The sequence below is a fragment of the uncultured Varibaculum sp. genome (genome assembly GCF_902489465.1).
In the GTDB taxonomy this organism is placed as follows: Bacteria; Actinomycetota; Actinomycetes; order Actinomycetales; family Actinomycetaceae; genus Varibaculum.
On sequence record NZ_CABTZZ010000003.1, the window covers coordinates 1 to 19988 of the forward strand.

General features: G+C 50.1%; 17 protein-coding genes and 1 tRNA gene. 5 read left to right on the forward strand and 13 right to left on the reverse strand.

The features are described from left to right. Positions 1 to 116: 116 nt before the first annotated feature. The 7 genes from RDM26_RS00875 to RDM26_RS00905 all read right to left on the reverse strand — a co-directional run bounded on the left by RDM26_RS00875 (position 117) and on the right by RDM26_RS00905 (position 9054). Positions 117 to 1535: an ATP-binding protein gene (locus RDM26_RS00875; protein ID WP_307737187.1), complete on the reverse strand. Its 1419-nt coding sequence runs from the start codon at positions 1533 to 1535 to the stop codon at positions 117 to 119. Continuing rightward, a complete protein-coding gene (locus tag RDM26_RS00880; RefSeq protein WP_307737188.1) occupies positions 1532 to 4213 on the reverse strand; it encodes a hypothetical protein in 2682 nt (893 codons plus the stop codon). Before RDM26_RS00880 ends, RDM26_RS00875 begins: the two co-directional genes overlap by 4 nt. Before the next feature lie 10 nt (positions 4214 to 4223). After that, positions 4224 to 4862, reverse strand: a complete 639-nt coding sequence (locus RDM26_RS00885; RefSeq protein ID WP_307737189.1) for a response regulator — start codon at positions 4860 to 4862, stop codon at positions 4224 to 4226. A gap of 210 nt (positions 4863 to 5072) precedes the next feature. Then, positions 5073 to 6053 carry a TPM domain-containing protein gene (locus RDM26_RS00890; RefSeq protein WP_307737190.1) on the reverse strand — a complete coding sequence of 327 codons (981 nt, stop codon included), beginning with the start codon at positions 6051 to 6053 and terminating at the stop codon, positions 5073 to 5075. Between the two features lie 7 nt (positions 6054 to 6060). Beyond that, entirely contained in the window at positions 6061 to 7275 is a 1215-nt protein-coding gene (locus RDM26_RS00895) for an ATP-binding protein (protein ID WP_307737191.1), read from the reverse strand. 101 nt (positions 7276 to 7376) lie between these two features. Further along, entirely contained in the window at positions 7377 to 8585 is a 1209-nt protein-coding gene (locus RDM26_RS00900; protein WP_307737192.1) for an SPFH domain-containing protein, read from the reverse strand. Positions 8586 to 8667: 82 nt separating this feature from the next. Continuing rightward, on the reverse strand, positions 8668 to 9054 hold the full coding sequence (locus RDM26_RS00905) for a hypothetical protein (protein WP_307737193.1): 387 nt from the start codon (positions 9052 to 9054) through the stop codon (positions 8668 to 8670). Between the two features lie 285 nt (positions 9055 to 9339). Between RDM26_RS00905 and RDM26_RS00910 the strand changes: the two genes are divergently transcribed. Then, a complete protein-coding gene (locus tag RDM26_RS00910; RefSeq protein WP_374041805.1) occupies positions 9340 to 9528 on the forward strand; it encodes a hypothetical protein in 189 nt (62 codons plus the stop codon). Between the two features lie 186 nt (positions 9529 to 9714). Here the strand turns inward: RDM26_RS00910 and RDM26_RS00915 are convergent, their stop codons facing one another. From RDM26_RS00915 to RDM26_RS00925, 3 genes are all read right to left on the reverse strand, one after another. Next, positions 9715 to 10740, reverse strand: coding sequence for a GIY-YIG nuclease family protein (locus tag RDM26_RS00915; protein WP_307737195.1), 1026 nt, complete (start codon positions 10738 to 10740; stop codon positions 9715 to 9717). A 65-nt stretch (positions 10741 to 10805) separates the two neighbouring features. Then, positions 10806 to 11147 carry a nucleotidyltransferase domain-containing protein gene (locus RDM26_RS00920; RefSeq protein WP_307737196.1) on the reverse strand — a complete coding sequence of 114 codons (342 nt, stop codon included), beginning with the start codon at positions 11145 to 11147 and terminating at the stop codon, positions 10806 to 10808. Between the two features lie 96 nt (positions 11148 to 11243). After that, a tRNA-Gly gene (locus tag RDM26_RS00925) sits at positions 11244 to 11314 on the reverse strand. Positions 11315 to 11447: 133 nt separating this feature from the next. Here RDM26_RS00925 and RDM26_RS00930 point away from each other — a divergent pair. Beyond that, positions 11448 to 11888 (forward strand): NUDIX domain-containing protein, encoded by a 441-nt coding sequence (locus tag RDM26_RS00930; RefSeq protein WP_307737197.1) that lies wholly within the window; start codon positions 11448 to 11450, stop codon positions 11886 to 11888. A gap of 36 nt (positions 11889 to 11924) precedes the next feature. Here the strand turns inward: RDM26_RS00930 and RDM26_RS00935 are convergent, their stop codons facing one another. The 3 genes from RDM26_RS00935 to glpA are packed head-to-tail and all read right to left on the reverse strand — an operon-like array spanning position 11925 to position 16055. Then, positions 11925 to 13172, reverse strand: coding sequence for an anaerobic glycerol-3-phosphate dehydrogenase subunit C (locus RDM26_RS00935; RefSeq protein WP_307737198.1), 1248 nt, complete (start codon positions 13170 to 13172; stop codon positions 11925 to 11927). Next, entirely contained in the window at positions 13165 to 14412 is a 1248-nt protein-coding gene (gene glpB / locus RDM26_RS00940; protein ID WP_307737199.1) for a glycerol-3-phosphate dehydrogenase subunit GlpB, read from the reverse strand. The genes RDM26_RS00935 and glpB overlap by 8 nt, the downstream gene beginning before the upstream one ends. Beyond that, entirely contained in the window at positions 14409 to 16055 is a 1647-nt protein-coding gene (gene glpA, locus RDM26_RS00945) for an anaerobic glycerol-3-phosphate dehydrogenase subunit GlpA (RefSeq protein ID WP_307737200.1), read from the reverse strand. Before glpA ends, glpB begins: the two co-directional genes overlap by 4 nt. A 330-nt stretch (positions 16056 to 16385) precedes the next feature. On the opposite strand from glpA, the gene dcd reads away from it, so the two are divergent. From dcd to RDM26_RS00960, 3 genes are all read left to right on the forward strand, one after another. Further along, on the forward strand, positions 16386 to 16982 hold the full coding sequence (gene dcd / locus RDM26_RS00950; RefSeq protein WP_307737201.1) for a dCTP deaminase: 597 nt from the start codon (positions 16386 to 16388) through the stop codon (positions 16980 to 16982). Next, on the forward strand, positions 16979 to 18130 hold the full coding sequence (locus RDM26_RS00955) for a hypothetical protein (RefSeq protein WP_307737202.1): 1152 nt from the start codon (positions 16979 to 16981) through the stop codon (positions 18128 to 18130). Before dcd ends, RDM26_RS00955 begins: the two co-directional genes overlap by 4 nt. Positions 18131 to 18276: 146 nt before the next feature. Next, on the forward strand, positions 18277 to 19980 hold the full coding sequence (locus RDM26_RS00960) for an MFS transporter (protein ID WP_307737203.1): 1704 nt from the start codon (positions 18277 to 18279) through the stop codon (positions 19978 to 19980). The last annotated feature ends 8 nt before the right edge of the window (positions 19981 to 19988 follow it).

Below are 19988 nucleotides of genomic sequence, written 5' to 3' on the forward strand. Positions count from 1 at the left end.
AAAAAACGGACAAATGTCCTGAAACACCCCAAACCCAAAACGGACAAATGACCCGAAACACCCACCCCAAAAACCCAAAAAATCCCGCGACATATGCGGACATATGTCGCGGGACATCACAAGGTGAAAATGGGAATGGTTAGAACCTGCAAAGAGCCACCGGCTGCTTCCAGACGAGCTTCCAAACCACTCAAACCAGTTCCGTAACTAACCGGGGAAGAAACTGTTCCGGGATTAGAAATCTCGAGACAATACTTTTGCCCATCTTGACCTAGATTTACCTGCATTTCGGTTGCGGTCGTATGAATAAGGACGTTCGTAATAGCTTCTCGCAAAACCCGTAAAAACAAATGAGCTTTATGCTCGTCAGTTGGGAGCTGCCCCTCAATCTGTAAATCTAGTTTTACGGCACTGGCCAAGGTTTGCAAGGAATTTAACCAAACTGAAGCCGGTATCTGCTGGCGATTGTGAGTCAAATCGGTAGGTAAATTTGCAAGCAGTCGTTGCAGCTGGGAGAGACGTTCACCGTCTGCAACCCCATCTTCTAAGAAACGATGAACGAAGGAGATACGTTGAGAAAGCACATCGTGAATTGAACAGCGAGTCTGTAAAACCAGATTACTGGTAAGCGCCTCCTCTAGACGAACAGTTTCCTTAGCAAGACGTTTTTGACGAGCCTGCAAATCATTAATTTCATCGGAAAGCTCCTGACTTAGAGTCATATAGTTCGTAACATCTAAAGCTATAAGTTGAGTAAAATACCGATGCTTATCACTGATTTGTGTGCGTCTAAGTATCCATGTTTTCCCTTGGGAATCATCTATGCGGAAACTGGTGTTCTCAGAAACTTCAGCTTCCGATTTAGCCGGCGTGGAATAGCTATCTCCAATAACTATTTTGTCAGTTGCCAGTTGGCGCAGCTGTTTCCCTAAAGTTTCATACCGGGTTAGGGGGCTAAGATTTAAGCTGCTTAACAGTCTTTCCATCCGCAAATTGACCAGTTTGTTATGTCCACGCGAATCAGAAAACAACACTCCATGTTCCAACCGGTCAAGAGCTTCTTTAACACTGAACGGGCTTAAATCGTGCATCAGTAGCTGCCACTCCCGCCACACTTGGACGCACAGCCACGAGGTCGAAAAAGCTCCTGCCGTTAAAACTACCCAGACCCCTCCCAGATTTATTACTGGAGGTAATAGGAAAAGTAAAGCTATCATCAAAGGAAGTAGGGCATAGCGGTAAGTTCGTCTTAATCCTATAGCTCCTAAACCCAGGCATACCAGCACAAACCAGCCAAAATGATGGTCGTTAAGAATAAAAATCCCCGCCTGAGAATGGATAATGGTAATAGCAAAAGCCCAGGTGTAAAACGACAAAAGAACAGTGACGCTAACTAAAAATCCGGTGGCTATCGCGCGGCGGTGGATAAACCATTGACTCATAGTTAATAGACAAGCAGCCAGAGAGCCAATAATCATCAGCGCTGTTCCGGTGGCTAACTGCCCTAAAGAAAGACTAAATAGTAGAGTGCTCACTGACGGTGTCCTCCGCTTGCGTCTTCTCCTGCGTCCTGAGATAGGGAATTAACAGGATTAAAGCTGCTTTGTGGGGCGCTATCTAGCGAGGGTAGCGGGTTTGAGTCAGCTTCAGCTCCGTCAGTTTCCCCGGAGGAATCGGTAGCTAGAAAACTCATCTGCAGATTAACTTGACCGTCCTCAATAATAAGTTTTGACTTCGCCCCTGACCAGGAAAGTAAAGGTTGTAGAACTTGCAGTTGGGCTGTAGGAATATCAAAGATACAGTTCATATGAGCCTGATAGCCCTGGTTGCTGACTGCAAGATTAATGAATATCGCAACTTCTGAAAGGCTCAACAGGCAGTCTAATATCCGGTGTAACCCTTCTAAACAGTGCAGTGCCACTTCGGAGCGGATAGTTCCAGTGGTCGGTCCGCTTAATCCCGCGAGAGTATTCGCATATGAAAAATCGGTGCACGACTGGCTCAACAAAGTGGTTAAAACATTAACCGCTAATTCTTCGCTTTGAAATTGGGACAGGGTGAGCATTCCCGCTCGTTTAGCGTAACCGAGATCTAGTTTAATGCTCCGCAAAAGCTGTGCTAGCTCCCCCTTATCTAAATGGCAGCTTAAGTGAGCGGTATTCTTTTGAACTCTGTCCAAAGCGCTATCCATCAGTAAGTCTAGTCGGTCATATAGCTGCGGGGCGTAAGAGGATTCCTCCATCTGTAAAAGCGCCTCGTATTCGCTGGATAGCAGTTTTGTTTGGTGAGCTTCCTGTTCGCGAATGGCAGCGAGCATTTTCTCTAACTCGTTTACCGCGGTGACATCGGTTTCCCAAATCACGTGCCCTGAATTGATAGGACGAGTTTGACAGTAGAGAGTGCGGGGAAAAGTGCCGGAAGTGTCGGTTAATAGTAAAGGTTTATTGATAGTTTTCAAACGGTTTTTAATCGAAGAATTAAGAGACAGTGGGATAGCGGTAGAAAAACGCGGATTCCAATCATGATCAACTATTTCAATGGGAAGTTTAGCTTTATTAAAGAAGCGAGTGTAGCCCCGATTTTGGGGAATCACCCCAATAAAAAACAGTATTTCCCAGGCTAATAGGAAATAGATGCAATAAATCTGTACCGTTTCGCTAGCTCTAACCAGCGGGATACGAATGGTGTAGGCAATAGAGTAAAGCAAAATGAAAGAAAAAAGTGCCCCCAAAGCTAATAGAGGGCGTATCCGATTGCCCTTAAAACTCCATATGGTTACGTAGACGATGATCGCAAAGACCAGTAATACTGCCAGGTAGTAGAGGTAATATACCGGTCCATATTGGTAATCAACCCCGGATTCTCCTTTTCCGAAGCGTAGTAGAAGATGGTGGAAATCGTTAGTGAAAACCAACAGCATCAAACCGGTTCCCATAGCTATCACCAAGGTGCGCAAGCTGCGGTAGGCGGGAGGGAGAGACCTAGTAGAATGAGAAATCACGAAAAATAGAATCATCATAGTCCCATAGATGGGAACATAATAGTAATACCAGGCGTAACGTTCATAGACTCCCGGTAAGGAATGTTTTATTATGCGCGCTAAAATCCAAAAGCTAAGCAAGGCAGCCTGAATCAGTACTGCCCAGCGTACATAGGGAGACACGGTTGTCCAAAAGCGCCATCCCGCCCAAAAACTCAGCAAACACAATAGGCAAATAAATGCTCCCACCTCGTAGGATTCGTTAGTGTTTTTCCATTCCCAAGAGCCCTGATAACTGTCGTTTGAAAGACTTTGATTCCAGGTGAAGCGTTCAAACTCGGCTAGGTTACTAACTGGCCTGGCGTTAATCTGCTGTAAAAAAGATGGAGACAGCGAAGGGTAATTAACATAACTGAATAACTCGGCAGGCGGAGGTGCTAACTGCTGGTTTTGGTTACGGTCAAAAGAATGGCGTTGCCACACCCCCTCCTGAAAAGTTACGGTGGGAAAACTGCCATAGTAAAGCCCCGATGAATCAGAAGCTGCCTGAATGCTGCGAGCATCCGTGGTTAAGCAAAAATATCCGTTATCTAGCGCCTTTCTAAGCTCTGGCAGCGACGATCCGGTAAGAAGTCGTCCTTGTTGGCGAATTTCCTGCAAGAGCTGCTTGGCTTGGGGAGCAGAAAAAGTTTGGGAACCGGGAATCTGGGGATTAAAAGTAAGGGCTAGGGCGCTCATAATGTCTAGCCGTCCCACTGATTGATCCAAATAGATTTTATCCGGATTACGGGTAAGGTCATGCAGATTTTGTATGGCACTAACTTTTGCAGTTTTAGCTGTTAAAACTATCGAGTAAGGGTAGAGGGGAATAAATGAGGCATCCGGTTCTGATTTTTTCGCAGCATTAGCCATCGTCTCATTGGTAATCACATAGTTAGCTCCGCTTCGTATCTGTTTCAATAGTGACCATTCACTATGAGCTTCGACGCGCAAGCCTTGACTGACAAAATAATCATTGAGGCGGGAATCAAAATCATTGGGTACGGCGATAACGTTATTTGCGTGAACAGAGGTGCCGAAAGGAATCAAGAACAGCGCTAAAGCGGCTAAGGTCAAAACCAGTGAGAAAAGCAGATGGGCTAGCCAGTCTTGTTTCCAGGTTTTACCAACAGATTCTACCGCCGGAGAACTGGGGAATCTGTTGGGAGCGGAATTAGAAACGGGGGGAGTCATGGGAAAAGATTTACTGATTGCAATAGGGGTTAGACCGATTTTGTTGGAAAGTCACATAACCGTTGGAAACTGCCCACAAAGCCAGTCGGGCTACCGAAGTATAACCGCTTTTCGTTAATAGCTGGGAAATATATGACTTTATGGTATTTTCACTTAAAAACATTTTCTTAGCGATTTCTTTACGGGGATACCCGGCGCAAACCAAACGTAATACCTGCATTTCGCGTTCATTAAACTGGTTAGCCCCAAAACCAGGTCGAGCTAAAGAATCCGGGAAATGGCTCTCACCTTCAACGGTTGCCCGTAAAAGAGAGAGTAAATCCGAGGTCGAGATATTTTTATAGGTAAAAGCATCAACTTTGGCTGCCTTAGCTTCTTGGAGGAAAGAAGCGTCAGGCATGGCCGTAAACACCACCACTTTTAGGCTAGGGTGTTCTGCTTTTAGCTTTGCGGATTCTTTCAAACCGGAAGAGTTCTCGGTAACCACATCCATTAAAACCAAATCCGCAGGATGTAGCCGTAAAGAGTGGTGAATATCGGCGGCATCAGTGAGTTTATCCACCACCATAAAATCTGCTTCGGAATCAATGGCTGATGCCAAAGAATCTAGCAAAATAGTTTGATCCTCAACAATAGTTATCCGCTTCAACGGTATTTCCTCCAAATCCCCTCATCATTGGAGAGAGTTACTGTTCCTATTTACGCAAAGTTTACCAAAACAAGCCCTCCGGTTTTCATAGGACAGGAATTTTTAACGGTACGAGCAGCCCAAGTTAGATAAGAGCAAAATGCCTAGCAGTACCTCCTCTAAATAAAACTGTCTGCGCCCTTCGAGGAAATGAAATAGCGCAGCCAGCCTTTAGAACTTTCCTCCTCCGGAACTATAAGAAGTGCCCCCCGAACTATAAGAACCGCTAGAAGAAGAACTGTCGTCACTCTTCGGAATTGCTACCTGGGTGGTATAAGACCTGACGAATACTTCATTACTCCCGGTGATTTGATTAGAGCCAGGGACAATATAGTTGGCAGCCCCAGCCTGAAGCTGGGCGCTATGGTGTTTACGTTTAATAGACCCCATAATCGACAATCCGCTAATGACACCAATCCCGGCCGCACCCCCAGCTCCTGTCAAAGTAGATTTTAAAGTCATCCGGTGGGGAAGCGGATGGTTCTTACTGTAAGGAGTGCCAGCTTTCCACTGCTGTAAATAATCGCTGATTTCACGCAGATATACCTGAAAACCCTCATCCCAATCGTCGTCGCCAAGAGGCTTTTTAACATGATTGTAGAGTTTATCTATCCCGTAGGGGGTAAATGCTTCCTCGCCCTTACCATGCCCCAAAAACCATAAATCCCGGGTAGTTGGGTTAATTATCATAATTACCCCATCTGCGGTTTTCTGGTTTAACCCAAGCTGATTGGCGGCGTAATAGTTGGCTCCCCACTGTTCGGGAGATGAGTGCTGGAAACTGTTTACTGTCACCGCATAGGGAGCAATACCGTATTTAGTGGCGAGGGCGCGAAGCTGCTTTTCCCATTTAGGATAGTTATCTTGGCTAAAAATTTTAGCGTGATCACGAATGAAGGGGGCGGCGGAATCAACATCTTTTTGACCGCCCACATAGGGAACCTCTTGTCCGGAGGGGAACTCGGTGATGTCAGTGAAACCCTCGGCGCTAGCCGGGACACTTGAATGCCACGTAGAGTGAGCTGCTAGCTTACTGTGGGCTCCAGTAGCTTCACTGGCTAAAGCGGGTGCGCTCACGCTGAGGGTGATGGGAAAAGCTAATAAAGATGCCGCCAATAGAGTGTAAAAAACTTTTTTTATATTTATCATCATTCGCCCCCTAATTGAGTAACCAAGGTGCTAGGAAAGGAATAAAAACCGCACCCAATGCCACGGTTAGAGCAGTTGCAATTCCTAATAGACCGCCCCAGTATTTTGCTTTAGAAACCGGGAAAGTACCCACGAATTTGCCGGTTTGTCCATTCATGGCGTAGTTGTAGTTCTGACCGGCAAAACTGACATTTAGCAGCCACAATGGTAAAAATACATATTCGAGTTCTCCGAAGCTGGGTTCGATATTTGAGCTGGTCATCTGGATACTGTCATAACCGCTAACCGAGTTCCGAAGAACATCTTCGGCAGATTTTCGCATCCGTTCCAATGCTCTCGGATTAGCTGTCTCTGCCTCAACGTCATATTTATTGGTCACAAATCCTGTCAAATAGGCGGGGGAAAATGCTACCGAGGTCGAGTAATCAAAAGGCTCTATAGCTTCTGTAAGTTCCGCTGTCACCTTACTGGTTCCGGAAACCGGGACATCCAGGTAGGCGACATTGGCATTGCGAGAAACGCTATAAACATCATGCTCGGTATAGGTGTAGTCCGAATCTGACCAGCTGCTGGTGCGTTCGCATTCAAAAGTTGCCGCTCCCGCAACGCTCGCATCATAGAGCCAATAGGGGACATAAACCCCCTGAATGTCATTAACGCTAACCTGCTTAAATGCGTTAGGAATCAGCTTTAAGCCGGCAGCTTGCTGCTTAAAAGCTGCCAAAGCCTGCTCCTTGGTCATTCCAAAAGGAATCATCCTATCGGGAACTCGAGTGCGGGTAAGCTGCCCGGTAGCCACGAAGTTATTGTTACACCAGGGACATTTGGTGCTGACCATATCGGCTGGTCCAATGATTTCACCCCCACAGGAACCGCACTCGAACTGCGCCATTTTTTCCCCGGTAGCTTCATCAAGATAGGTCGGGTCAGGTTCAACCCATCCTGGTGTCTCAGGCGGAGCAGAGGAAGTGGTTTGCGGGCTGGAGGTGTCGATATTTTCTGCGCCCGCGCCCGCAGCATTAAGTTCGGTTTCGCTTTGATTATTAGTTTTTTGGGCTTGACGCGCACTTTCAAGCTCCTGATTAGCGGCGTTGATGCCGTTAAACTGGTTTACTTCCTGAACCGAAAAGGTGGCGCCGCAAAAGTTGCACTTCATTCTGCCACTGGGCACATCAAAATTGATGGGAGCCCCACAAGCCGGACACTTTAATTGCACATCACTCACGATTAGTTCCCTTCCTTAATTACGGTTCACCAGTGTCGGGTTCTTAGCGGCGAGCCTCGCGCGCGTGATTTGAGGCTGCTAAGAACCCCGGTTGGGCTGGTTTACGCGACTGGAGTTCCGCATTCGGGACAGAATTTTGGTTTGGGATCAGGTAAGGGTTTTCCGCAGTTGGAGCAAAAGCCTCCCGGGGTGGGGGTAGCCGGCCGTGGCTGGCCGCAATTTCCACAAAACTTGCCGGTGTTCTGGACGCCGCATTGGCATCTCCAAGCGTCAGCAGTCGAACCAGCGTTTCCGGACATTCCTGCCTGTTGTTTTGCCTTTTCTTGAGCGGTCATTTGGGCTTGGTTAGAAGCTGAGGCAGATTGCATGAAGCCTCCGGCTGCGTTCATTCCCATACCCACGCCCATCATGGCGACTCCGGCTCCCACCGGGTTGGATCCGGCGTTTTGAATGCCGGTACCGACAGCTCCTTGTACGAAACCTTCACGGATAGAGGGATCTTGTAGCATGGCGCCCTGGTTGCGCATATCGATCATCTTGCGCGACTGCTCATCGTAGGAGATAGAGGCGATACCTACGGCTTGCACCTCAATCCCGCGCTGCTCTGACCATTCTTCATCCAGAGCATCTCGCATATAGCGAGACAATTCGCTCATATGAGACTGGACTTGGGAGATCCGAATGCCGTCCAGACTCATCTTGTTTAATGCCACCGAGAAGGCTTCTAGGAATTCGGATTGGTACTGTTCTTTGATGTCATCGATATGTACTCGCTCCGCATCCCGGGGGATAGCTTCCATGTAGAACTTTATGGGGTCAACTATTCGCAGCGAGTAAGTCCCGTGCGACCTCAAGAAAAGTTCCGCATTATAGAAATTATCGAAATATTGAATGGCGTTGGGGGTGCCAAACTTTATCCCTTTGATTTCCTGCAGGTTTACAAAGAAAGCTTTTTGTTGCCCCGAGGGCGCTCCGCCAAATTTAAAACGTTCCCAAGTATCTTTAAGGGCGCCTTTAAAATTCCCGTTAAATAACGAGGGAGCAGTGGTAGAGCTAAAAGTATAGGCACCGGGTTCGGTAGAAAAGTCCACGATTTTGCCGGAGTCAGTAATCAGCATGGCCTGCTTGTCGTAGACCAAGATTTTGGAACCGTCGGAGATAATAGCGCCGGTGCCGGTATTTCTACCTCGGATTTGTTGGCCGCGTACAAATACTATGCCTTCGCCCATGTCTTGAGCGCTAATCGCATCTAACCACTGATCTTGGAGGGCGCCACCGATCGCGCCGCTAACTGCCTGAATCAAACCCATTTCAATCTTCTTTTCTCTAGTAGTACCTTATTGTTGGCTGTTCCCGCTGCTGGCAATGTTGCCTAACAGCGGGACTGCTTACCTATAGGTGCACCATGCTGTTTTGGATTGCTGTTCCAATTCCGGTGGCGATTGACGGTAGGAAAATCACCACCAGGAAAACAATTAGTGGCAGGGTCTTGGGACGGGACTTAATCAGGGCGATTAATCCCAGGATAAATGCCACCAAGTTCAAGATTGAAGCCAATCCCAAGAAAATAAGTCGCTTGGTGTCGGCAGCTTGAGCTGCGGCGACATCAAGGTTACTGAGGGCAGTGGCCCCTGCTTTCCCAGCCAGGAAAAATCCCAGGATGATCAGCAAGGAGGCCACAATGGTCAGGCATAAAGCCGCAATTGCCATATTCTTCTTTACGATCGGTACATCCGGACTTGCTAGATTTGGGTTTGGAACCGGGGGTTGGCCAGTCATGATAGCTCCTTACGATCGGGGTGAAACTTATTGTGGGTGAGGTTTTCTTCTTTAAAACCTGCATTTTCAAAGTAACAAGCAGGATTTTGCTAATAAATACCCAAAAGGGTGAAAACTCCGAGAAAACTGCATTAACTTTCCTAGAGTTTTCATCCTCGGTATTTTCTTTCGGGTCTGAACGCAAAGCTGCCACAGGAGAGGGGAGCGCGCTCTCCCGCTGAAGTAAGCACTCAAGTTGATGTTTTGGAAATAGTAAATATATAAGCTGGGAATATGAAGTTCGGTATGCGGAAACCTAGCCCTAAGCGTTCCTACAAGGCGGCGACCTCGGGCAGAGCTAAAAGAGCCGCTAAGCGTGCAGTTAATCCCCTATATGGCAAGAAGGGGATGGGGTTTTTGAAAGATCCGTCGCGCGCGGTCAAAAACGCTATCTATAGGCGCACCACCTTCGGTTGGCGCGACCTCCTTAAGTAGCTGGCAGCCTGCTGCTCAAAGCATCGGGCGTTAATGCTCATAAGCTGTCTAAAATCGGGCGATGATTTTGATGGTGCCGCCGCATGAAAAGTTTCTTTTAAATTGTACTGACGGTTACTAATGATCTACGCGCGAAAATCTTTAGAGGCGGGAAGGGGCTAGCTTTATCTATAAACCAGTTAGATCCTAATGCTTCCCATCTGTATTAATATCTAGATCATTCTCGAGAGCAAACTGGTAGATATCTCTTGTTAGTGCTTGTGAATGCCAGCGGGCAAACCTTCCAGAGGAGCTTTGGCGCATGGCTTGCAACGCAAAAGTTCTAGCACCTTGTAATATTTTCGGATATTTTTGGCAGATTCTTTTCAAGTCACCGCTGTTAAACACTACTTGGTCGGCGGACGTTGAGTCGTAGTTTATTCGGTCAACAAAGAACCCTCGGGTATTACGCTTCCAAGGTGTCAATAGGGAGAGCAGCCTGCTATGCGAAAACGTTCCGGCAGGAGTATTGAGACAGGAAAGTCCTGAGGCCTCCCTTCTCGGGAAGAAGAGAAGTTCCAGAGTCCCGGTAATTAGTGTTGCCCAACGACCTCCTGCAGTACTCGGATAATCTGAAATCGTCCAATATCGTCCTTCAAGCTTGATAGCTTCAGGAACCAGATTTGTTAAAGCAAAAACCAAATCGGCGAGAATGAGATCTCGGTATTCATCAGGAACCTGTTTTAGAAACTTCGAAGGCTCATTTCCCAAAGAAGGTAATTTTTCTTTGGCGCAGCACAAATTGTATGGCCCATCTCCAAGTACCCAAGAATGTTGTTCCTCCACCGGTATCGCTTTATCCAGTTTTGAGGGTTGATTGTGACCTAAGTTCAGAGCACGATTTCGCAAAGGCTTGCCAGATTCCCGAAATCTGCGAATTTCGTTATTTTCTATCTTCGTCAAATTTAAGTTTTCGGGTACGGGCATAAACCATAACTTCTCTATGTCATCCCAAGCTTCATGATGATTGGTATGACCATGCCGGTGCTGAGCAAAACGCGTTACTACATTCTGTGCTTGACCGACATAAAACTCACCATTGAAAAACTGGAGCACATAGATACCTCGGCGTTGATTTGGAATCAACGCGGAAATTGACTCCAATTGGGAGACATTAAAACGCAGAAACTTGAGGTTTGCTTGACCGGGATTTGTGCTATTAGAAGAGATCATCGTGTGGTCCGGTTCGGGTTAGTGTCAGCAGCATCTCGCCAAGTGCCTTAGCGACAACTTTTGGATCAGGAGTTGGGGCCATGATTTACCGCGATTGCCTGGGAACGTGCGTGATCTGCCGCGTACCCTTGAGAAGAGCTCGGCATAATCTCAACCGGGTTGCGAAGCAGCTCGCTTAGCTCAATTTCTAAAGCTGCCAAGTTGAAATAGCTTGCACCCGGAAGGAACTCCACCAACAGGTCGTAATCCGAATCTGTGGTTGCTTCGCCCCTGGCAACCGAACCAAAAACCCAGTATCTTCCAGTGCCTTTATGACACTTGATAGCATCACGTACTTCATCATCTGCAGCACGAAGCCGTTCCAGCGACGGAGCAGTCGCTGCAACCGGATTGGTCGTGATTGTCATATTGCTATCTTACTTCGCGACTCAAAGATAAAATAGCCTTCTTCGCTCGAATCAGAAATATGAAAGCAAGCTTTCATATTCACGATTCTCACTCAGAGCGGGTGACGAGAATCGAACTCGCCTCTACAGCTTGGGAAGCTGTCGTTCTACCGATGAACTACACCCGCGTTGGCATCTAGCCGCCTTTAGAGTATAACCAGTAGCGGCGCTCCGCTCAAAACGAGCGGTTAAAGTAAGAATAAAAAGACCGGGAACACTGAGCTAAGTGGCTAAGCTCGACTCGACGAGAGGGAGGGGTAAATGACTTTCGTAGTAGCGCTAGCGGCCATCTGCGATAGCAAACTACTATGCGCGCAGCGCTCCTACCCGGAAAAACTACGGGGCAAATGGGAGCTACCGGGCGGAAAAGTGCTCGCGGGCGAGGAACCAGCAGCGGCCTTGATGCGGGAAATAAGAGAAGAGCTCGATTGGGAGATTCCGCCTTCGCAGCTGGGCGAAATCTTGCCCGGCCCGCTCCCGGCCGGAAACTGGCCGCTACTAAAAGGCGCCCAAATGCGAGTAATGGTTTACCGTCCCCGTGAGCTACCGATACTGCAACCAGGGGATTCGCATCTCAGCCTGCAGTGGAGCCCGGCAGAAAAAGTAACGCAGCTAGACTGGTTAGCACCCGACTTACCCATCGCGGAAGCTATAAGTCGTGTCCTGAAAAAACCAGCCCAGCTGCGTCCTCAAAATAGATAACAAGAAAGCGGAGCCCAGACTCCAGCTAACCTAGCGTTAGCTATCTTTTAGTCCCATGGCCTCAAACAACAGATAGATCGGGTGGACAGCGGGCTTACCGCCGCCCTTCTCTAACTGCCAGCGGCAAGTCTCGGTGTCCGAAACTACCAGGTCAGAGTTAGTGCTCTTAATCTTGTCGAAAGCGGTCTTGCCTACTGCCTGTGCCACGTCATACTTTTCGCGTTTCAAACCGTAGGTACCGGCAATCCCGCAGCAGGTGGCGCCTGATTCGTGGACGGTTAGCCCCGGAATCTTATCCAGCAGCTGCTTACCCGGGGTACCAATCCCCGTGGATTTGAGCTGACAAGGCGCGTGATAGGTAACCGTGAGATCCATCGGCTCCAGATTATCCAGGTCAAGTTCGCCCCGATCATAAAGATCCAGCAGGAACTCGGACATATCCCAGATGCGCCGCGATACCTGCGTGAGCTCCTCGTCTTGGATACCCAGAATCTCGCGCGCCTCATGCTTGACCATGCCCACGCACGAACCAGATGATCCCACGATAGTAAGGTCATCCCCGGGGACATTCAAATCATGTGCCAGTTTGCGAATCAGTTTCTTTGACCCGTCATAGAGGCCATTAGACTGTTGCGCCAACCCACAGCAACCGTGAGGAGGAACTAGCACCTCGTATCCCAAGTGCTCGAGAATCTGTACCGAGCGAATCGAGGTCGTAGTTTCAAAGAATTCGCCCGCGCAACCGTGGAAGAATACGATCTTGCCCTTGGTGGGGGCCGGAGCAGTGCGGGTATGCTTCTTGAACCATTTTTCAAAACTGAACCCGTCAGCCACCGGCATTGGCGCTTCATGGTGAATCCCGAAAGTTTTCTCTACAATCTGACGAATCGGTTTTTGCCGGAGCGCCCAGTTCGCCAGCGGAGCCACCGGGGTCATCGCCTTTCCCATAAACATGGTGTTGGAGATGAGCACGTCGCGCAGCGGACGTCCATTTTGCTGCTTCATCGCGGCGCGCGCCACGTTATTTAGCTCAGCCACTTTCACGCCCTGCGGACATACTAAAGTGCAAGTCCCGCAGCTGGAGCAGTAATCAATAGTGTGGTCAACTGACATTCCCTTGCGGAAGCGTTCGGCCTGCGGCCCCACATATTTCGGACCCGGGAAAAGGGGAGTGACCGCTGCTACCGGACATTGAGTTTCACAAATCGTGCATTTGACGCAAGCATCCAAGCTGGCGCGCATCAACGGATTAAACTCGGGTTTATTACGTAAATCCTTAGTCATTGGTATCCCCCAAAATCGTTTCACAAGCCCGCAAAGCGGAAGCTAGAGCAATGCCGTCACCGGACTTTTCCCGCCACCGGGTGGCTCCTGCTAGCAACCCTCCAGCGGCGTAAAGGTTCTGATATAGCGGATTCCCGGAAGCATCCAGTACCCGCATCTGGGAATCAACTTGTACCCCCACTTCGAATAGGGGCTGGTCTGGTCCCCAATAGTTTTCGTGAACCAGCGGTCCGCTCGGGATTGCGAGCGGTAAATTAAAGGCTCGCTCGGTTACGTTCCAGTAAGAATCCACATGCAACGTACCGGATTCAAAGCCGCCACCAGCGTAGATGAAGTGCTTAGCTTTAAGGGTGGTTTCCGAGCCAGCGGAATCAAAAGTCACGGATTCAACCCGGCCATCACTAACGTTTAGCCCCGTCACTTCACTGCCGATAATGTAGCGTACCCCCAGGTCTCGTACCATTTGAGTGAGAGTCTCATTGATGCGCATCCCTGGAATCGAGGGCGGAAGAATCGGGATCTCGAACACTTCATGTCCCAGGCGGCGAGAGATATCCTTCCAGGCGCTGTGATCCTTCAATCCCAACACCGCGGGGAAACCAACTACCTCCCCATCTTTCAAATAGCGTTTAACATCGTCACACAATTTGGCGCGGAAATCTTCGGTGTCGAGGGCGCGGGCGAAGTTCAACCCCGAAGTGTCGGCCTCATCCGGGCGTACCGGGATATCTATCCAGATATGGCGAGCCGAAACCTTACCTCCGCCGGGAATCTCTTCCTTCTCTAAATTCTCGGCTACCATTTGGGGATAAAAGTCCTTGAGACGACGTAGTCCTACGATTACGTACTTCTTTCCGTCCTCGGGAGCGCCCGCCAGCATTGACGGCTGGGGTAGGCAGGTGGGGCGCCAAGCCCCCAGACAGGTAGGCAAAAATACGTTCTTATCAGGGCTTCCTGCCAGCAAATCTGCCCCCAGCTGCTCTTTCAGCCAGTTAGCAGAGTCCGCCACTACCTGAGAGCCCAGTTTTCCGTAAGGATGGGACTCAGGTAACTTTTCGATCGCCTCGAGAGGATTATCTACCCGCTCCGGGCTGTATCCATACAGGTCAATAGTGCCTTGACCGAGCTGGATGCCCCCGATCCCCTTGGTTATTAAATCAACTTCCCGTCCGGCCTTAAGTAGTCGAACTGCAGCGCTAAGGCCGGAAAGGCCAGCCCCGATTACTACTACGTCTCTCACGCTAGTGCCTCCTTTACGGCTTCACGTTCCTGTTTATCGCGTTCTTGCTCGACCGGGTTGAGAGCAACCTCGCTCAGTTGTCCTTTGCCAGGTGCATGCTCCAGGTCGAAAATACCCTGCATAATCCAGTTATCGAGGGCGGTTTCGCGGGCAGATTCTCCGAAAAGAATCGGTTTAATGCCGATCCAACGATTCTTCATAAATAGGGAAATCATGTTGGTAGCCCGCTCAACTGAGGCGACTCCCTGGTCATTAACGATACCGGCGCAACGCATGGAGCAGAATCCGCCTTGACACGGCCCCATCCCAATGCGGAGCTGACGGCGCAGATCATCGAGAGAAGCATTCGGGAATTCTTGAATGGTTTCTTCCACCATTCGCCGCGAAACCAGTTCGCATTCGCAAATAATCTGGTCTTTATTCCACTCTTTTTCCCGTGCCTGTAGGCGATCGGTGAGTCGATGTTGCCGGGAGTTCTCTTGCCCGGGAACCGCTTCCTGGGCGGTGCGACAAGGACGCTCATCCTTCATAATGTCGCACATAATGTTTACAGCACGTTCGGCCATCAAGCGGCAGGTAGTAAGTTTGCCACCCGCCACGGTAAGCATGCCCTTGACCCCGTCGCGTTCCTCGTGATCCATAACTGACATCCCACGGGACATATGGCGCGAATCGGTAGCTGCCACCCGGTTGTCTTTAACCAGCGGGCGAGCCCCAACCCATACGTGCAGAGGACGAGAATGACGGAACCCTGGCAGGAGAGCATCCCCTGCGTCTAACATTTGCTGTACTTCTTTGTCTTTTATCTGTAGGAAGTCAGCGCTAGGCGCCACCTGGTCAGTGGTGCCGATAATCGCCACCTGATGGGCAGGAACAATCAAGTCTCCATCTGAGGGATAGATACAACGATTAATTACATGCTGGCAGATGCGGTGATTCATAGCGATCATAATCCCGGCACCCGGAACCACGTTCACATCATGGCAACCGGCCATAGCCGCGATTTCACCAGCCCAGGGGCCGCCACAATTTATGATGAACTTACAGTCAATACGGACTTCTTCCCCGCCGTTCTTGTGATCCTCGCAGGTTACAGCGCTGACTGCTCCATTGGTGACTTCAATACCGGTAACCCAGTGGTAGGGGAGGATTTCGGCTCCGTACTCTTTAGCAGAGTGGGCAAATCCCCAAACCATTTTCCAGCCATCAATAGTGGCGTCTTGTACCGCGAAAGCTCGCTTCAGCTTGGGATCGAGACGAGGCTCGCGTTTTAACGCTTCGGCCGCCGAGATTTCGTAGGCCGGAACTTTGGTTTTATTAGCGCACTCCAGGAAAATATCCGCGTGCTCTTCGCTATCTTTCGAGGTAGTAACGAACAGTCCGCCGGTATCTTCAATGGCATGGGGAACGATTTTACGTAAGATTTCGTTCTCCTGCGCACATTCAGTTGCGGATTCGGGATCTGATTTTACGTAGCGGCCTCCCGAATGCAGTAATCCGTGGAACCTTGCAGTGGTGCCCTGGGCTAAATCCACCCTGTCTACCAGTGCGGCTTTGAAACCGCGCATTGCAACGTCGCGTACTACGGCACTGCCGGTGGCTCCGCCACCAATCACCACCACATCGACTTGTAGTTTTCTCACCCTTTGCCTCCAGAATCGAACGCAGCCTCGCTGCCGCGCGTCCAGTCATTGCCGCAGAATCTGCTCCTGTGGCTTGTTTTTAGATTATCGCTCACGCTCAATTCTCGTGTGGATAGTGGGGAGTTTGCACATATTCGCGCTCGGTTTTTTTATAAATACACGTCCTCTCATAAGCTATAAGGTTTTTAGCTGCAATTAGTCTCCCCGGCACGCTTGCACAGATTTGCAACGATAGCCGGCAGCGGAGAATCCCCCGTGCTGCACAATGATGGAAGTTTGGTTACTGGATCCGTGCCTAGCGACGCATGTCGGCTGCGCTAGACTGGGGGCATGCTTTTATCTGACCGTGACATTGCCAAACTGTGTGCCAGCGAGGAAATTGAGATTGATCCTTACGACCCACAGATGATTCAGCCGGCCTCTATTGATGTGCGCCTGGATCGTTACTTCCGACTCTTTGATAACCATAAATACTCGGTGATCGATCCGGCTTTACCGCAAGATGACTTAACTCACCTGGTAGATGTGGGTCAGAGCGCGCCTTTCGTATTGCATCCCGGAGAGTTCGTGTTGGGATCGACCCTGGAGCGGGTGCGACTAGCAGAGAATCTGGCGGCTCGTTTGGAAGGTAAATCTTCTCTAGGTCGCCTGGGATTGCTTACTCACTCCACTGCCGGTTTTATTGACCCCGGTTTTAACGGTCACGTCACCTTGGAGCTATCTAATACTGCCACTATGCCGATCCTGCTCTACCCAGGCATGAAAATTGGGCAGCTCTGTTTCTTCCAATTGTCGTCCTCAGCCGAAAAACCCTACGGTTCTAAGGAGAGAGGATCCCGCTACCAGGGTCAACGCGGCCCCACCGCTTCTCGGTCCTACTTGGGCTTTAACCGTAGCGACGTGCCGGAAATGAAAGAAATACAGTGAGCGAGAGCCCGCTTACTGATACCTCGACCTTCGCGCGAATAGAAACCGGAAAAATTCGCGCAGTCAGGATAACCGCGGAAGGATTAGAACCACAAAAACAAGCGGCCGCTATTAACCCGGGAGCATCCTATATGCGCTCTCAGGGACTGCTGCCAGCTAGCGAGTTTACCCAAGCCGGTTGCCCACAGCTGGTAGTTTTCCCTGCAGAAGTTACCCCGAACGAAGTAGAAGCACTAGCCGTTTCCCTTTGGGAGGACGCGACTTGGCTCGCTCCCGGCAGGTTACGTCTAAGCGGGCAGGCAGAACTTGCCGGTCCCTTTCAAGTCGACCAGTCAGTCCGCGAAAACCTAAAGCTCCCTGCATATAGTGAGGTTGCCTTTCGTCTGGATTGTCCGCGGATGCGTTCTGGACAGTTAGCGGAAGAATTGCGCGGAAGTGACCTGCTTAGTGACGCTTTTGCGGCCAGTGAGCCCATCGGGGTGGAATTTGAAGTACTTAGCGGCTTGTTGGCTATCTGCCGGCGCCTCGGAGGGAGCCTGCGGGTAGGGGCGGCTAGTAGCGCCAAAGATGCTCCGGCTCAGATCCTTTCTCCCGACCCAGACTCGGCGGTTAATTTAGCGGTGTACTCGCCCTATTGGATAGAAAAAACCAGTATTCAAGAACTTCTAAAGCCAGTATTGGGAGAGTTAAGTCTAGACCCGGGAACCCCCGAACGCCCTAGTCGCTCTCAGCGGCGCCTGGAGCGAGAAGCCGAGTCTTTAGTTAGCGCCCAACTGGGCAAAGACAAACTGGATTGGATAGCGGCAGAAGCGGACGCCTTTGATAAAGAGATGGGCAGTCAACTAACCGATAGTAATGCTTACGCCCTTCACGGCTCGCTAGGGATGGGGGCAGATTTTTTCCTCGGAGCGGAAGCAAGTTTGCAGGTGCCGTCGGTGTTACGGTTTCATCCCCATTCAGGAAAACCGTTTGCTATCTACCAGCTGCAATGGTTAGAGCAGCCCCAAGGGAATCGGCGTCTTAACCGGGTAGAAAGGGTGGCGCGGATGAAAGTGACTCATGCCTTTGAGGACGCTGCCCGCCTATTAGCGGAAGTCGCGGAGGGAACCGTAGTAGACGAAGACTCGTTCTTAGTTATCTGGAGCTAGTATCTTTTCGCCGCTAGCTACTTTCAAGGACTTCAAGCCAACAGCTACAATCACTCAACTTGAGGAAACAGCTACCTATTTTTGCTAGCTAGTTTTTTCTAGCGGTGACTAGAATTTAAGAGTAAACGCGGGGTGTAAGGAGAAAAATGAATCGTACAAGCCAGGACGCTAGCTCCGAACGATCCTTAGAGGTCTTGCAAGTCTTATCTGGACTGCTGATGGTGCTGTTTGTAGCAGTAATGTCGGTGACCATCATCGGGACTGCGCTACCAACTATGATGTCGTCACTGCATGGCACCGAATCCCAATACACCTGGATCGTCACCGCCATGATGCTGGCCTCTACGGTAGCCACCCCGGTGTCCGGCAAGCTTGCCGATATGTTTGACTCGAAGAAACTCTTGATAGGGGCAATCGGGCTGTTTACTTTAGGATCTCTGCTTTCGGGGGCGGTTACCGAGGCTTGGCAACTGATCTTCACCCGCATTGTGCAGGGGATAGGCATGGGCGCGATCATGTCACTCACCCAAGTAGTTATGGCTCTGATTATTCCCCCGCGCGAACGAGGACGCTATAACGGTTACATTGGGGCAGTCATGGCCATCTCCAATATCTCTGGTCCCTTGGTCGGAGGGTTTATTGTGGCCACGCCCTGGTTAGGGTGGCGCTGGTGTTTGTGGGTTTCGGTTCCATTTTCCCTGGCCGCGATGGCGGTGCTTTGGCGTTTCTTGAAAGTTCCGGCTGCGCAAATCTCGAAACCACGTATCGATTTTGTGGGAACCGCTCTGGTAACTGCGGCGGTATCAGCATCTTTGATTTGGCTATCCCTAGCGGGCAAAACCTTCGCTTTTGCCTCCTGGCAAACGGCGGTGATGCTGGTTTTAGCGGCACTTTTCCTGGTGGCTTTCGTGCTCTGGGAGCTGCACTTCCCAGAACCGGTGATACCGATGTGGATGTTTACCAAGCGCACCACCCTGCTGGCAATTTTAGGTTCAATATCGGTAGGAACTGCGCTTAATGCCCCGCCGCTGTTCTTCACCCAGTTCTTCCAAATCGCTAAAGGTATGAATCCGGCACTCGCGGGGATGGCACTGCTTCCGGGTATGGTCGGTACCTTTATCGCCTCCACTTTAATCGGGTTATTGGTTTCGCGAATAGGGCGCTGGAAACGCTTCGTAGTCGGTGGTTTCGTAGTGATGTGTGTAGGGATTTTCTTTATCACTCTGATTGATAAAAATAGTCCCTACTGGTTCTGCGCCCTGGGAATGTTCCTATTGGGAGCCGGGCAAGGTGCCAGTATGCAAAACCTGGTGTTAGCGGTACAAAACGGAGTGAAACTGCGCGATATGGGCGCTGCCACCTCGACAGTTACTTTTTGCCGTTCGATGGGCGGTACGATCGGGATTCAAATCTGCGGTTTCGTGTTTACCTGGGAGATTGCTCGTCAAGTTAGTGCCGGGATGGCAAAGCTAGGGAAGAAAAGTGCCGCTATGGCGGATCTATCTACCCTGGAACTGGATAAACTGACCGCTGACCAACAACAGGTTGTCCGAGATGCCTATGCGGGCGCCCTCGGAGATATTTTTGTGCCGCTGCTGGTACTTTCCCTGATCGGCTTGGTTTGCGTCTGCCTGATGAAAGGCAGCGAGCTTATTTCGGAATATGCCGAGCATGAAGCCCAAAAGCATCAGGCAACGGAACGGGAACGCGAATTGGTGCGCCGCGCCCTCGAAAAGGATCAAGTTAGCCAGGAGCTCGCACAGCTTAAGCAGCAAAAGGATTCAGCTAAGAGCGAGGATGATTCCCCTGCTAAGCGTGAAGACCAGGATCATCCCGGAAAGAGTAACTAGGATTTGGG

What these genes read in the sequence shown, in the direction of transcription:
- RDM26_RS00880 (WP_307737188.1), bottom strand. Translation starts at nt 4,213, where the DNA reads ATGACTCCCCCCGTTTCTAATTCCGCTCCCAACAGATTCCCCAGTTCT.
- RDM26_RS00890 (WP_307737190.1), bottom strand. Translation starts at nt 6,053, where the DNA reads ATGATGATAAATATAAAAAAAGTTTTTTACACTCTATTGGCGGCATCT.
- RDM26_RS00900 (WP_307737192.1), bottom strand. Translation starts at nt 8,585, where the DNA reads ATGGGTTTGATTCAGGCAGTTAGCGGCGCGATCGGTGGCGCCCTCCAA.
- RDM26_RS00905 (WP_307737193.1), bottom strand. Translation starts at nt 9,054, where the DNA reads ATGACTGGCCAACCCCCGGTTCCAAACCCAAATCTAGCAAGTCCGGAT.
- RDM26_RS00910 (WP_374041805.1), top strand. Translation starts at nt 9,340, where the DNA reads ATGCGGAAACCTAGCCCTAAGCGTTCCTACAAGGCGGCGACCTCGGGC.
- RDM26_RS00915 (WP_307737195.1), bottom strand. Translation starts at nt 10,740, where the DNA reads ATGATCTCTTCTAATAGCACAAATCCCGGTCAAGCAAACCTCAAGTTT.
- RDM26_RS00920 (WP_307737196.1), bottom strand. Translation starts at nt 11,147, where the DNA reads ATGACAATCACGACCAATCCGGTTGCAGCGACTGCTCCGTCGCTGGAA.
- RDM26_RS00930 (WP_307737197.1), top strand. Translation starts at nt 11,448, where the DNA reads ATGACTTTCGTAGTAGCGCTAGCGGCCATCTGCGATAGCAAACTACTA.
- RDM26_RS00935 (WP_307737198.1), bottom strand. Translation starts at nt 13,172, where the DNA reads ATGACTAAGGATTTACGTAATAAACCCGAGTTTAATCCGTTGATGCGC.
- dcd (WP_307737201.1), top strand. Translation starts at nt 16,386, where the DNA reads ATGCTTTTATCTGACCGTGACATTGCCAAACTGTGTGCCAGCGAGGAA.
- RDM26_RS00960 (WP_307737203.1), top strand. Translation starts at nt 18,277, where the DNA reads ATGAATCGTACAAGCCAGGACGCTAGCTCCGAACGATCCTTAGAGGTC.